This is a genomic window from Glutamicibacter sp. NPDC090743 (assembly GCF_044769125.1).
In the GTDB taxonomy this organism is placed as follows: domain Bacteria; phylum Actinomycetota; class Actinomycetes; order Actinomycetales; family Micrococcaceae; genus Glutamicibacter.
The window spans coordinates 76,397-89,234 of sequence record NZ_JBIVXE010000009.1; the positions used below are offsets into that span (position 1 = coordinate 76,397).

Annotated in this window: 13 protein-coding genes and 2 pseudogenes; 7 read left to right on the top strand and 8 right to left on the bottom strand. The window is 55.3% G+C overall.

Annotated elements, in window-relative coordinates:
• Positions 1-1,631 (top strand): annotated as a pseudogene (locus tag ACIQTS_RS17050) (hypothetical protein); the annotation flags it as partial.
• Between the two features lie 979 nt (positions 1,632-2,610).
• Complete coding sequence (locus ACIQTS_RS17055; RefSeq protein WP_402474016.1) at positions 2,611-3,381, top strand: hypothetical protein; 771 nt, start codon at positions 2,611-2,613, stop codon at positions 3,379-3,381.
• A gap of 909 nt (positions 3,382-4,290) precedes the next feature.
• On the opposite strand, the gene ACIQTS_RS17060 is transcribed toward ACIQTS_RS17055, so the two are convergent.
• The 3 genes from ACIQTS_RS17060 to ACIQTS_RS17070 all read right to left on the bottom strand — a co-directional run bounded on the left by ACIQTS_RS17060 (position 4,291) and on the right by ACIQTS_RS17070 (position 6,097).
• Positions 4,291-5,514 (bottom strand): MFS transporter, encoded by a 1,224-nt coding sequence (locus ACIQTS_RS17060; RefSeq protein WP_402474018.1) that lies wholly within the window; start codon positions 5,512-5,514, stop codon positions 4,291-4,293.
• Positions 5,515-5,609: 95 nt separating this feature from the next.
• Complete coding sequence (locus tag ACIQTS_RS17065; RefSeq protein WP_402474020.1) at positions 5,610-5,894, bottom strand: hypothetical protein; 285 nt, start codon at positions 5,892-5,894, stop codon at positions 5,610-5,612.
• Entirely contained in the window at positions 5,891-6,097 is a 207-nt protein-coding gene (locus ACIQTS_RS17070; protein ID WP_402474023.1) for a hypothetical protein, read from the bottom strand. The genes ACIQTS_RS17065 and ACIQTS_RS17070 overlap by 4 nt, the downstream gene beginning before the upstream one ends.
• 3 nt (positions 6,098-6,100) lie before the next feature.
• Between ACIQTS_RS17070 and ACIQTS_RS17075 the strand changes: the two genes are divergently transcribed.
• Positions 6,101-6,898, top strand: a complete 798-nt coding sequence (locus tag ACIQTS_RS17075; protein WP_402474025.1) for a DeoR/GlpR family DNA-binding transcription regulator — start codon at positions 6,101-6,103, stop codon at positions 6,896-6,898.
• Between the two features lie 7 nt (positions 6,899-6,905).
• On the opposite strand, the gene ACIQTS_RS17080 is transcribed toward ACIQTS_RS17075, so the two are convergent.
• Positions 6,906-7,256, bottom strand: coding sequence for a hypothetical protein (locus ACIQTS_RS17080; protein ID WP_402474028.1), 351 nt, complete (start codon positions 7,254-7,256; stop codon positions 6,906-6,908).
• Positions 7,257-7,271: 15 nt separating this feature from the next.
• On the opposite strand from ACIQTS_RS17080, the gene ACIQTS_RS17085 reads away from it, so the two are divergent.
• Positions 7,272-7,487 carry a hypothetical protein gene (locus tag ACIQTS_RS17085; RefSeq protein ID WP_402474031.1) on the top strand — a complete coding sequence of 72 codons (216 nt, stop codon included), beginning with the start codon at positions 7,272-7,274 and terminating at the stop codon, positions 7,485-7,487.
• Positions 7,488-7,719: 232 nt separating this feature from the next.
• Here the strand turns inward: ACIQTS_RS17085 and ACIQTS_RS17090 are convergent, their stop codons facing one another.
• Complete coding sequence (locus ACIQTS_RS17090) at positions 7,720-8,103, bottom strand: VOC family protein (RefSeq protein ID WP_402474034.1); 384 nt, start codon at positions 8,101-8,103, stop codon at positions 7,720-7,722.
• A gap of 122 nt (positions 8,104-8,225) precedes the next feature.
• Here ACIQTS_RS17090 and ACIQTS_RS17095 point away from each other — a divergent pair, with 122 nt between their 5' ends.
• On the top strand, positions 8,226-8,471 hold the full coding sequence (locus ACIQTS_RS17095; RefSeq protein WP_402474036.1) for a winged helix-turn-helix transcriptional regulator: 246 nt from the start codon (positions 8,226-8,228) through the stop codon (positions 8,469-8,471).
• A gap of 330 nt (positions 8,472-8,801) precedes the next feature.
• Complete coding sequence (locus tag ACIQTS_RS17100; protein WP_402474039.1) at positions 8,802-9,188, top strand: hypothetical protein; 387 nt, start codon at positions 8,802-8,804, stop codon at positions 9,186-9,188.
• 203 nt (positions 9,189-9,391) lie between these two features.
• Here ACIQTS_RS17100 and ACIQTS_RS17105 read toward each other — a convergent pair whose 3' ends face one another.
• Together ACIQTS_RS17105 and ACIQTS_RS17110 are read right to left on the bottom strand one after the other, a co-directional pair.
• A complete protein-coding gene (locus ACIQTS_RS17105) occupies positions 9,392-10,207 on the bottom strand; it encodes a hypothetical protein (protein ID WP_402474041.1) in 816 nt (271 codons plus the stop codon).
• A 244-nt stretch (positions 10,208-10,451) separates the two neighbouring features.
• Entirely contained in the window at positions 10,452-11,087 is a 636-nt protein-coding gene (locus ACIQTS_RS17110) for a LysE family translocator (protein WP_402474044.1), read from the bottom strand.
• On the opposite strand from ACIQTS_RS17110, the gene ACIQTS_RS17115 reads away from it, so the two are divergent.
• Positions 11,086-12,075, top strand: coding sequence for a LysR family transcriptional regulator (locus tag ACIQTS_RS17115; RefSeq protein WP_402474046.1), 990 nt, complete (start codon positions 11,086-11,088; stop codon positions 12,073-12,075). The genes ACIQTS_RS17110 and ACIQTS_RS17115 overlap by 2 nt on opposite strands.
• A 370-nt stretch (positions 12,076-12,445) precedes the next feature.
• On the opposite strand, the pseudogene ACIQTS_RS17120 reads toward ACIQTS_RS17115, so the two are convergent.
• Positions 12,446-12,838 (bottom strand): annotated as a pseudogene (locus ACIQTS_RS17120) (hypothetical protein); the annotation flags it as partial.

Below are 12,838 nucleotides of genomic sequence, written 5' to 3' on the forward strand. Positions count from 1 at the left end.
AGTTCGTTGCCTATTCTGACTCCGTAGGCAACGCGACAGATACCCGCTACGTTACTAACAAACCAGACCTTAGCAAGCTCAAATTCACTGTTGCAGAAAAGACCGATGTATCGCCTAGACCTGTGGTGTTTACAGATTCTCCAGGCTATTCAAACGATACTTACTCCATCCCCAATGTGATCGGCGTTCAATACACAGTCAACAACAGAACTGTAGCTGCTGGGACTTATCCTGGCTCAGGCCAAGTTCATATCAGTGCTAAGCCTGCCCGAGGTTTTTCATTCGCTGAAAACGTTCTTACGCAGTGGACTCATAGCTTCAAAGCGTCGATAGACTCTGCAATTCCGAAAATTATCGGTACGCCGAAGGTCGGTGAAATGCTCACTGTTGAGCCCGGTTCATGGACACCATCCACCAACTTCACTTATCAATGGGCAGCTAACGGCACGAACATAATTGGTTCCACAAAGAGCACTTTGCTTCTGACTGCTGACCTTGCAAACAAAGCAATCACGGTTAAAGTCGCTGGTACCCTCGCTGGATACACAAACACAAGTGAAACCAGCGTTCCAACAACGAAAATTGACCCAGGAATTACACCTGTTAATCCTAAAAAACCAGAGATAGATCAAATAACCGGTAGTTATACGATCCCCTCGGTCACAGGCGTGAATTATCTGGTCAACGGAGAGCCACGACCATCAGGAACCTACAAATCTGGGTATTCAAAGGTTTCAATTACCGCCGAAGCGCAAACCGGATATGCCCTATCGGGTACTGTTTCATGGTCCTTCGATCTGCGTAAAAAGATCGCTATTGCCACAGAGCCGAAGGTCAACTACTCCACCCGTGTGCTGAGCATCCCATCAGTTGCTGGAGTCAGTTATTACGTTGACGGAGTATTCAAAAAGTCCGGAACACATAAGTTCTCCAAGCAGATTACTGTTACAGCAAAAGCTTCAGCAGCGAATTATCAAGTAGCTGCAAAATCATGGAAGTACGATCTTCGGACCAACGTTGCTGCATCGAAGCCCGTGTTCGATGCCAAGAAGAACACCGTGAAGATCCCGTCCAAAACCGGAGTTGCCTACTACGTCAACGGAACCAAGAAGAAAGCCGGCACCCACAAATACACCGGCACCGGAACCGTTACCGCGAAAGCCTCATCCAACGGATACAAGCTCAAAGGAACCACGTCCTGGAAGTTTGATAACCGCAATTCGGTGACGGCATCGAAACCTGCGTTCGACGCCAAGAAGAACACGGTGAAGATCCCGTCCAAAACCGGAGTTGCCTACTACGTCAACGGAACCAAGAAGAAAACCGGAACCCACAAATACACCGGCACCGGAACCGTTACCGCGAAGGCCTCATCCAACGGATACAAACTCAAAGGAACCACGTCCTGGAAGTTTGATAACCGCAATTCGGTGACGGCATCGAAACCTGCGTTCGACGCCAAGAAGAACACGGTGAAGATCCCGTCCAAAACCGGGGTCGCCTACTACGTCAACGGAACCAAGAAGAAAACCGGAACCCACAAATACACCGGCAAAGTTACGGTGGCAGCCGAGCCTTCCAGCGGTGGGTACAAGCTTAAAGGCACCAGAAATTGGAGCGCCAAGCTCTAATCTGCTGAATTTTGCAATGAAACATAGGTAGATGCTCTTCCTTCCCATGAAGTGAGGAGCATCTACCTATTTCTATGCTTTACTGCGCAGGTGTCCATAAGTAGCAACACCTTTCTGTCAGGTTAGATTTTGGCTAGATGCGAGTAGGGGACACCGCAGAAAGCGGAAAACCATACGCAAAGTCGACCACTGCCGTCAGAATGTCGCCACCATCCACCGACATTTTCAATCCCGCGAAAGACCTCAGCCAGACACCCGTGCCAAAACTGGAAGCAGCGCTAGCTGCTAGGGGACCAGACCGGATCGCCCGACAGCTCAATGACCTACGAATCTGAATAAAGTTCTGGAGTTCCAGAAGACCGACCGTCTTCCTCATCACAACAGAAACGACACAAAGCAGCGGCTACATCGGTGGGCGTTTACGTAGCGGCGGGCATACCTCGCCGATCAAATTCGCCACCACCTATAATCGGACCCCGCGGTATAAGAATTACTCCACGGAAGCTGAGCAAGTCCGTGGGGTATGGCCGCATATACAAGCATCAAAAAGGGCCGAGGACCATGCAGCCCTGGAGTTTGGACATGATGCACGAGACATTTTTGCATTGGCAAAACCGCATGTGATGACGATCCTTCCTAATTGCCTAGAGGTTGCCGGAAGGGCCGTGGTAACTAACTATTGGGGACGAGCTGAGCCCCAGCTTATTGTGCGATTCGACGATCTTTTTACTTTTGTCTTTCGAAGCGTAATTATCTCCATTATTTCTATTTGATTAGGAAGAACTTGATAAACTTCTCGTTCAACTGGTAGGTGGACTAGTGATGTGCTTGGGATTGTTCAAGGGCATATTCACAGATGTCCATCTGTCTATCTCGTGAAGTTCTGCCCAGAGGATGAGCATTCATTCGACTCAGTGGGAACTAACATCAAGCGATTGGGGCGTCAATGAAAAGTAAAATCATACGGTCATCTCTAGCGATGGCTGCAGCATTATCCTTGGGCTTCAGCGGCATCGCTGCGTCCAGCGCTGCACAGCCGGCAGCAGTTGCCACGGTAGCTACTCAGCCTGCTGCAAAAAAGGTCGTCAAATCAACTCTGACGGTCAACAAGATCGGCACCAAAACCGTTACTGAAAATACGGTCAAAGTGGCACCCAGCTTTAAGCGGACCGGCACCGTCAAGGTGTCATCAGCCAAACTGACAGTGACACAGGGCAAAAAGACCTTGCACAAGAGCAAGCCCTCCGTGAATCTGAAGCCTGGCAAATATAAGGTTACGCAATCGGTCAGCTACAAAACCAAAACCAACGGGAAGTGGTCTAAGGCCAAGGTTGCCAAGAAAACCCAGGATCTGACGGTCAAGGTCATTGCATGGCAGTCCTACGGTAAAGGCCTGCAGAAGGGTGCCATTGACGGCATCAACAAGTACCGCAAGAGCGTCAAGCTCAAACCATTGGTTTTCGACAAGAAGTTGTCAGAGACTACCTTAGCCAAGTTCAAAAGAGGTGACTTACGGTGGCTAACTGCTCAGAAGTCCTGGTACGAAACGAGCGGTCCTGCAAAATCCAAAGCCAAGAACAATGATTGGCATGCAGCGGGATACAAAGACGGCCTAGCTAACACCAAAACGAAGTACATGCTGGAAACATTCAAAAATAAGAAGACCACTAAAATAGGTGTTACCACCTGGGTTTGGTACGACAACAAAAAGAATCCAAACGTTGCTGAAATCTGGGCTATAGCGAAATAGTTCGTTGCTGTAAATAGCCAGCACCTTGATTTTGCACCACCCCTCAACGACGACAGCCATTCCGTACTGCGGAGTGGCTGGCGTCGTCTGCGGATAGGAGGGCAAACTATTCATTCCTAGACGTCCCTGGAGCTTCCATACTTTCACCAGGGTTGTGTTGGGTGCAGAACATAGAATCGTTGATCGCCTCTACCCGGCTAGTCATTGTGTCAGAAATACCATGGTCGATATACGCAGTTAACACGTCAAACTCCAGTCGCCGTAAAACATAAGTCTCGCGTTCGTCGCATTGAGGTTTGGTTGACACGCGGGCGTACCCGCAGAATTTAGCCGTGGACTCTTTAAAAATGTCTCGTAACTAATGATGCTGACACCATTCAAGGATCTTAGTTACAACGCATAGTTGCAAGAAATTTTGCCAGCGAATTTCTAAGGTTTTACGACTGGGGGACTGAGATCTGATGAGACGTCCTACAACCCTTGGGTTGAAAGACGTGTCGCGCAAGTATCAAAATCGTTCGCTTTTGCTGGAGTGCTTGGAAGCATTGCCTCTGTCCCCGTCTGAGTGGACTGCGGTTACCGCTGGCGTGTGGGCGTTGTGGCATGGGGATTCAGCGATTGGGCCCCGCTTGCTCTCAACGTCGGGCATTACCTACCTGAGCGGTCTCCTGTTCATGATCCTTGCGACGCAAATCCCGTAGATTGGAGCTCGCTACTGCTCCCCGTAGGCGCACTGAGCGCCATCCCTTGGTACGCGAGCAGGCATCACCGCACGTTCCAGCAAATGGCGCGAGAGCACCAAACCCACGTCGAATCTCCGGCCCTTAGCTCTTCGTATTCGCACCCGACGTCGGCACCACCGGTGACATCACCGGGTTCGCGAACGTGCTCGACAGGTATGCGATTTTTTCAAAGTTCTCTGGATGCGGCTGCAAGCTCTCCACGTGCGGCGCGATGGTTCAGTCGCTCCGACAGCACCATGCCGAGGAGCACGAGAAGGGCGAGGTAGAACGGGAAAATCCACATGCCGATTTGGGAAGACAACGCCCCGAACAGTGGCGGCATGAAGGTGGACCCGCTATAGGCGGCGGCCATCTGAATGCCGATGATGGCCTGCGAATTGTTTGCGCCGAAATTCTTCGGTGTGGAGTGGATGATCGCCGGGTAGATCGGTGCGCTGCCGAGGCCGGCGATGACCAGTCCGGCAAGTGCCAGCACGTCGGTCGGCATGGGAAGCGCGATCATCGTGATGCCAAGGGCGTTGGCGAGGAAGCCGCCGCGGATGAGTGCTTTGTCGCCGAGCCGGTCGGCTACGAAGCCGCTCAGAAAACGCCCGGCTGTGATGCCTAGTAGGAACAGTGCGGCGAATGTCGCGGCCACAGAGGCATCGATTCCCCGCTCTGTGACGAGGTATGTCGACGCCCACAGAATGGTAGTGCTTTCGATGGCGCAGTAGGCGAAGAACGCGCCCAGGATCAGTGTCACGCCGGGGATGCGTAGAGCGGCGGACAGCGGGACGTGGCCGGCGCTCGGGGCCTCCGTTTCGGCGTCGGACTCGACCTCTCTGATGTTCTGCCTGGCGTGTGGGCCGCGTCGCCAGAGCGACAGGGACAGGAACAGAAACGCGACGAGGACGACCTGCACGACGCCGACGGTCTGATAAGCGCTGGACCACCCGGCACCGGAGCTGATCGCGTAGCCCATGATGAACGGGCTGATCGAGGCGCCCACTCCCCAGAAGCTGTGCAGCCAGTTCATGTGCTTGGCGGCGTAGTGCAGAGCGACGTAGTTATTCAGTGCCGCGTCGACGGCGCCCGCACCGAGACCGTAAGGGATGGCCCATAGGCACAGCATCCAGAACGATCCCGAGAAGGAAAAGCCAATGAGTGCGGCGGCTGTCATTCCGACGCTGATCGTCGTGATGAGTCCCACTCCCAGGCGGCGGGTGAGCCGCTCGGACATCAGGCTGGACACGATGGTGCCGCCGGCGATGATCATCGTAATGAATCCGGCGAACCAGAGAGGAACACCGAGGTCGGCCTGCATCGCGGGCCACCCTGACCCGACGAGGGAATCGGGGAGGCCGAGGCTGATGAAGGCGATGTAGATGATGGACAGAAGAAGCGCGTACACAGATCAGGTCTTTCTGCGAGAGGGAAGATAGAGGGGTGAGGGGTCGGCACCGACGAGGTCTTGCTCGTCTGTGTCGACGTGCATGACCAGCGCGGTCAACGCAGCGTGCCGGGCAGTGGGTGCATGATGATCGCGCAGTCTGCGACCATTCGGGTCGATTCGAGCACGCTTCTGTCGAGGTTGTCACGGTCCTCGAGGAATCTCACGAACGGCCGCGACCCCGCTTTGCGGATGGTTGCTTCGAGCTGCGGCAGAAGACTCACGCCGGCCGTCTTGGCGCCAGGGAGCGCGAAGATCGCGATCCTCCGGCAGCGTCCGCTGCGCAGAGAGCGTGCTGCATTGTTCGCGACGTAGTCAATACCGGCGATTGCGTTGCTCACACGTGCCCTCGTGATGGGGTCAGGCTCGGGTGATCGTTCAGAACGCGCGAGACCGTCTGCCGCGATACGCCGGCCCATCGCAGCGACGTCCCGGATTCCCGGTCGACGGTCCATGAACCAGGTCCCGCGCTCGGGCCAGCGCGGACGCGTTCGCCGCCTGCACGGCGGGTCGGGGTAGATCGGGTAACTATCACATCGATCACGGTATGGATCATAATAATCATGTGCAACGATCAAAACGACTGAAAGCAATCATCCGAGCGCTGGACAATGGCCCGCGGCGCGTCGTCGAGCTCGCTGAGCTAACCGGGACGTCGGCGATCACGATCCGCCGTGACCTCACGGAGCTGGCTGAGCGCGGTGCGTTGGAGCGAACGCATGGCGGCGCGAAGGCCGCATCTGCGCGCGGCGCGGAGTTCCCGTTCGTGTTGCGCGAATCGGAGTTGTACGCGACGAAGGTCGCTCTCGCCCAGGCGGGCCGAGAGCTCGTCCACGGTGGTCAATCGGTGCTCATCGACAACGGCACGACGACCCTGGCGGTCGCTCGCGAGCTTGCAGGGGCGGGCGTGACCACCCTCGCACTCTCGCTGCACGCCGCTGCTGCGCTCGCCTCCCGACCCGGAAACGAAGTCATCGTACCGGGCGGCACGATCGAAGGCGATGATCTCTCGTTCACCGGGATCGGCGCCATGGAGACCATCAGGGCGATGCGCTTCGACATCGCCTTCATCGGCGCGTGCTCGGCGGATCCCGCGCATGGCCTCACTGTGGCCACGTGGCCGGATGCGCAGATCAAGCGCGCAGCGCTGGAATCATCAGCGCGCACCGTCCTGATCACCACCGCCACAAAATTCTCTCGCACATCTGCGCACCGTTTTGGTTCCTACGACGACCTCGACACGATCATCACGACCGCCGACGCGCCAGTGAGCGCGATCTACGAAGCGCGGCAGGCCGGCGTGGAGGTCATCACCGTGCCACTATCGGCGATACTCGATCACTAGACAGCGATCAGCGGTCGGTCGGCTGATCCATCGCGATCTCACCCAGGCGTGCGAGTCCATCCCACTCGCCAACCCCGTAAGCATCGCAGACCAGTGCTAAGGGTACCGCGTAACCAGATCCGACGACCGCGTCCAAGGAGCGGCGAAAGTCGGCTTCACCGACCCCTCTAGCACCCCACTGCGCCTTAGCTTGGCAGATCACCTCGTAGCTGGCGATCTCCGCCAGGCTGCGGTACTTCGACTCGCCGCCCCAGTTCGCGAGGTCGATGAGCAGCTTTACGCGTCCGTCCAGCGGGTAGAGGATGGCATGGCCGGAGGCGGACGTCGCGGTGACGTCGAACCAGTTCTCGGTGAGCATGCTGAGGTGCTTGAAATGTGCAGTGAGTCGGCCGAGAACGGCGAAGCTTTCCTCCAGTGCGTCATCCGTACCGGCCTGACCAGCGATGACGCGGAAGTGCTCCGGAGCGAGAAGGGCGGCAGAGTTCAACCTGCCGCTAATCCACTCTTCCGCCTCTCTCCGCAGCTCTGGGTCAGTGAGATCGCCGTCATCGATGAAGAGCACATCCAGCCGCACATCGCTGTCGTCTAAAGCGGCTCGAAACTCACCCGGGTAGACGACTTCGTGCGTCGGGAGATGAACGTGGCAGGCCTGGACGGTGTCATAGCCGTGCGCGCAGCACGGCAGGCAGCTCCGGCAAGTCTATACCGGATCCCTCTGCCGTCTCGTGATCGTCCCAATGTGCGGTCTAGAGACCAGCCGTGCACGGTGATCTTGTTGCTCCTGTCCTATCGCTTTCTTCGAGGAAGGATGGAGCGAGGGACTAAACGGTGAGCTCGACGAGGTTGCCGTCGGGGTCTTCTATGCAGCTCTCGTAGAAGCCGTCGCCGGTGGTGCGAGGTCCGCTCAAGACCCGGAATCCGTTTGCCTCGAGGCGCGAGGTCAGCGAATCCACGGAGAATGCGTCTCCCAGCGAGAGAGCGATGTGGTTCCACCCGAGGTCGCGTTCTTGCCGAGCCTTCTCGTGACCAGGGCGGATCATCAGTTCCAACGCTCCCCCGCCCGAAAAATGCAGAAAGTACGTTCTCAGTCCGGTTGTCCGGTTGTGATAGATCTCGCCGGCGATCGCATCGAAGTAGGTCGTGTAGAAGTCGCGAGCTCTCTCGAGATCTCGAACGTAGAGCGCAACGTGATGCAGTCGTGCCATGGTTTCCTCCTGAGGGGTATCGGACGTGGTCTCTACACAATAGAGATCGAATCGGTCACCCTCAACGCTCACTTCGCGCGACAGTGATCATACGACCCTGTGCAGCGCTGCATCTGCGGGTCATGAGCCCCATCCCTCAAGGCAGCCAGAAATCACTCACTAGTACTCTGCGTCGCTTGGAGCGCAACGGAGCCATCGGGCATCATGTAATTAGTTCACGGCCGATCGCCATTCAATACCGGATCACCGCGCCAGGAAAGCCGATGCGCGACCCGATCGACGCAATCCTTCAATGGGCAGTGGACAACATGGAGCAAATCACCCAGGCCCGCGAAACATTTGACGATATGGAGACCCTGCCCCAGTAGTGCCGAGCACCAGGTTAGAGAATCTTTATCTCTCGCCGGCATTCACTCAATATTCATGGCCCTTTGACTGCACGATATCTATTAACGTGCAAGACGTGTACCGTCAAAAGAATACTCCGCGATAATATCCGTGGCCTGCCTTGGCACCAGGACAACCCACTTTGACTCATTGCGGTGCGGCTCCCTTCTGGAAATACCGGGGAGTCGCAAGAGCGGAGGTACACCATGTCCACCCACGAATTACGATCCCACACAGCTGAACACGTCAAACACATATTTGGTTCCCGCCAAGCCCGCATCCATCTGGCCTCATACGGCTGAAGAGAAGGGATGCCCATCGTCCTGGCAGAACCACACGAACTGCTCGATGACGTGAGGGGACTGGTTTCAGTTCACGGACGATCGGTGCTGGTCGCGATCTATGATGAAACAGCCGATCATCTGAGCTTCTGGTTCATCTCGGTTCCCAACCCGGCATTAGAAAACGTGCCGGTCGAACCTAGAGGACAGATCATGCGCCAATTTATCGCCCAGAGTACCCCTGACGGGGCAAGGACGTTCCGGGTCAGATACTGGGGCCACAGTGCGATCGCCTTTGAAATCCCCTGCTACGTGCGCAGCGACAGGCACCACCAGACCTCATACAACACCCGTCCCGGCACGTTAGGTAACCCGGAACCTGATTATCCGCTGGATAATCCAGAACCCGCCGCCTGACTAGCCGCATCAAGAGCTAAGCTGATCTTGTGTATAACTGAAAATCAGCCTTTTCGCACTGAAGCATCCCGCAGTCATCGCGGGATGCTTCAGTGTTTAATGACGCGGCAGTTATCTCTGTGGATCGTATGCTCAAATAAACCTAAAACGATCGATTTTGGTGCCCGTATAAGGTTCCTTCACCTGGCTTGGCTAAAAGTACATCATGCTAGTTCAGGGTTTCGGGCCAGCTCTACGAGGGCATCAGCGTAGTCTTCGACAGCAACGCACATAGCTTTCAGCCGATTGTCCAACGACCCCCAGGGCCGGGATTGTGCGCCCATCAAGGTATGGGGGGCCATTTCGACGTCACGGACATCAATATCGAATTCGAACTGCAGGTTGAGCAACTTCGGCGTCAGCTCATCGTTTCCGAGCTTTGTGAAGGTAACCACGATACCCTCGTCGTCGAGGGGACCTTCATTGATCTTGAGGTTCTGGATTGTCTGCTTGTCATAGGTTCCCTTAATTTTCTCCGGCCACATCGCGAGTTCGTGGGCAGCCCGGTGCCGGTCGATGCGCGCAAGGTCGTGCAAAATGCGAAGGCAGTTCCACCCGGGATTTTTAGCTTGGAAGGGCTGGATCAGGTGGAGCGCCTCAATGAGATGCGGAGATAGATGCTGAAGTCGTCTCTTGTTCGCGGTCCATTCCTTGGCTGAAAGTGCGATGGGCCATTGAAGTTGGGAAGCTCCCGGTGGTGGGTTGGATCCTGAGTCGATGATCGCCACGGCATATAGGCAGTTATCTAGGCCCGCGCGCAGGTTTTGAAGTGCCTCTCCAAGAAGAATAGAGAGCTGGTCGGGGATGGGTTCACGGCGATTAACCCGAATAACTCCGTTTCCTCGGGCGTCGATGTCGACTTGTATCCGTGATGGGCGGCCTTCAAGGTACCCACTGAGGAGGTGGGAGAACTCTATAATGTTGTCCTGGGCTCGGCTGATTCTGGCCTGTGACAGTGAAAGTTCGCGCATTGGCTTCACGAGATGGATGCTCCTGATTTGAAAACGAGCTTGTCCCCTTCCCAAGGGTGGCACGAGGAAAAGTTCTCAATTGCTGGTCACACAAGCACAACCTTACAGCGACGCGAATCACCGGTATTCCAATTCTAATGGTTTGACGTCCCTTGCTCAGCGTCCCGCTAGGCGTTCCTCATGCGGGACCAAAAACGATCGTTTTAGTGCTCTGAAAACCCGTGGGAGCTCCATCTTGCGTACTCGACGGTGGCTATTTTAGAACGAGCTTGATGCCGAATCCGATCAGGGCTGTGCCGGTGGCCAGATCCAGAAGACGGCGAACCCGTGGCCGGGACAATACTGAGCGGGCTTGGTGGATGCCGCAAACTAGCAGTACTAGATAGACAAGGGACAACAGAGCATGGGTGAAGGCAAAGCCGAGTACCACAGGCATCGGGGCGTTCTCGTTGAGAAATTGCGGCAGCACCGCCAAATAGAACACCAGGATTTTAGGGTTACCCACATTAGAAAGAAATCCTTGCAGCCAGCCCCGGCTTGCCCCGGGCCCGGCCGACTCAATCCCCAATTCCAAAGATGCATAATCTCGCTTCCAGGCCGAACGAAATGCTTGGAAACCTAAATAGGTCAAATAAGCGATCCCTGCCCACCGGATAACTTCAAATACTGGCCGCACACTCATAATCAATGCCCCTAGGCCGATAGCGGCGATGAAGCCGTAGAGGATCGTCGAGCTAGCCACCCCGACAGCGCTCCATGTTCCCCTCCGGCGGCCTCCGCTTAATGTATTTCGGCTCACCACGGCGAAATCAGGTCCGGGAATGAGCACCAAAACGAACGCGAGAGCCAAGAACGACAAGTAAGAAGACCAGATCGATGATGTGTGCATGATTCCATCATTCCGTGATACGTCCATCCGCGTCGAGCGATCATTCGCTTACAATATTGTTCGTATTTTACGAACGAAAGATGGGAATCTGATGGATTTGCACCGACTGCAGCTCTTGCGTGAATTGAAGCGCCACGGCACGTTGGCTTCCGTGGCGCAGTCGATGTCATACAGTAAATCCACAATTTCAGCACAACTCTCTCAACTCGAAAAGGAGACGGGAGTTCAACTGCTGGAACCATCAGGGCGGCGTGTGAGCTTGACCGTTCAGGCAGAGATTCTGCTGGCTCATGCCGAGGTCATTTTCGAACAGGTGGAGATGGCCAAGGGAGAAATTGCCGCATCGCTCGAAGAGATTGCGGGCACCCTGCGCATTGCCTCCTTTCAGACTGCCGCTCTGGGGTTACTGCCTGCGGTGCTGGAACGAATGGAACGCGAACATCCGCGTTTGCGGATGGAAGTTACTGAACTAGAACCGGAACGTTCTCTTCCGGCGCTTCTTGCTCAGGAGTTCGACCTCGTTTTGGCCGAGGAATTCCCGGAGCATCCTCAAGTGAGGCCAGCCGGGCTGGATCGTGAAGATTTGCTCTTGGATCGGATGCATCTTGCCACGCCCAGAGCTTGGGGGTGTCAAACTATTGAAGATCTTGCGCTTCGTCCTTGGGTGATGGAACCGGAAGGGACTGCGCAACGTGCGTGGGCTGTCGCAGTGTGCAGGAGTGCCGGATTCGAACCGGATGTCCGGTTCACTGCAACCGATGTTCTGTTGCATGCGCGCCTTGTGGAAACAGAACTAGCTGCGGCTCTGCTGCCTGATCTTCTCTGGTATGAAGGTCGTGCAAAGGTGGTTTTGTGCCCTTTGCCTGGGGATCCTGCCCGCCGTATTTATACTGCTGCTCGTCGGGGTGCAACCGGACAGCCGGCAGTGAGGGCATTCCGGAAAGGATTAAAAGAAGAGCTTCTATTCGATAAATCTTCTGAGTTATGACTGGCAGCTTATTTGAGTGGGTAAATCGTAAGGCTCATTAGTGGTGGGTCCCCCTGAGGGGTGGATCTCTTGAAGCGTCTATAACGTTCCTTTTTGACACACTGACCAGCCACCCGATGTAAAAATTTCTGACAGTTGAAAACTCAACAGATTTCCACGGTTATTTCGTCACAAAACTCAATGCCACAAATTATGCGTCGAAAGGTTAGCTGCCAACCGACTATTGATACCTCCGTTCCGCATAAGCACAGATCATTCGGACAGTCACTAGACTTGTCCACTACACCAACGTCCGTCAACGACAGAGAGCGCATCAAGACCTAGCGTGACAGGTCTTGATGCGCTTTCTAGTTCATGCAGGGTTTACCTGCTATGCGTCAGTGCGGAGCAGGCACCACACGCGCTCGAAATTCCTCGCGTCTAGATCTGTCCTGCGGATCCATACCTGAACCGGCCGCTCGTGGAACCAACCAGGTGTCGTGAAGGTCCTTGGATTGATCTCGAAAAGCAAAAGATGTTCATCCGCCGCATCCTCGAGCGGCAACAATGTGGCCAGCTGCCCGTTGTACTCCTCACGGATTTCACACGCGCTCCAGCCTGACATCCTGCTGATGCGTTCATCCGGGATGAAATCTGGATGCCCCGGGCGATGCTCCGGAAGCCGAGCTTCGAACCTTAACAACCTGTTGTAGATCTCGAACTCGGTAAGCTCTACGAAATCCGCATAGAGATCAGCTTCTTCCTCGGATCTGAAATCGACACT

Bases quoted from the DNA above. Each gene is read 5' to 3' on its own strand.
- ACIQTS_RS17055 (WP_402474016.1), top strand. From the start codon at position 2,611: ATGGCTGCAGCATTATCCTTGGGCTTCAGCGGCATCGCTGCGTCCAGC.
- ACIQTS_RS17075 (WP_402474025.1), top strand. From the start codon at position 6,101: ATGGATCATAATAATCATGTGCAACGATCAAAACGACTGAAAGCAATC.
- ACIQTS_RS17080 (WP_402474028.1), bottom strand. From the start codon at position 7,256: ATGCTCACCGAGAACTGGTTCGACGTCACCGCGACGTCCGCCTCCGGC.
- ACIQTS_RS17085 (WP_402474031.1), top strand. From the start codon at position 7,272: ATGTGCAGTGAGTCGGCCGAGAACGGCGAAGCTTTCCTCCAGTGCGTC.
- ACIQTS_RS17090 (WP_402474034.1), bottom strand. From the start codon at position 8,103: ATGGCACGACTGCATCACGTTGCGCTCTACGTTCGAGATCTCGAGAGA.
- ACIQTS_RS17095 (WP_402474036.1), top strand. From the start codon at position 8,226: ATGAGCCCCATCCCTCAAGGCAGCCAGAAATCACTCACTAGTACTCTG.
- ACIQTS_RS17100 (WP_402474039.1), top strand. From the start codon at position 8,802: ATGCCCATCGTCCTGGCAGAACCACACGAACTGCTCGATGACGTGAGG.
- ACIQTS_RS17115 (WP_402474046.1), top strand. From the start codon at position 11,086: ATGATTCCATCATTCCGTGATACGTCCATCCGCGTCGAGCGATCATTC.
- ACIQTS_RS17110 (WP_402474044.1), bottom strand. From the start codon at position 11,087: ATGCACACATCATCGATCTGGTCTTCTTACTTGTCGTTCTTGGCTCTC.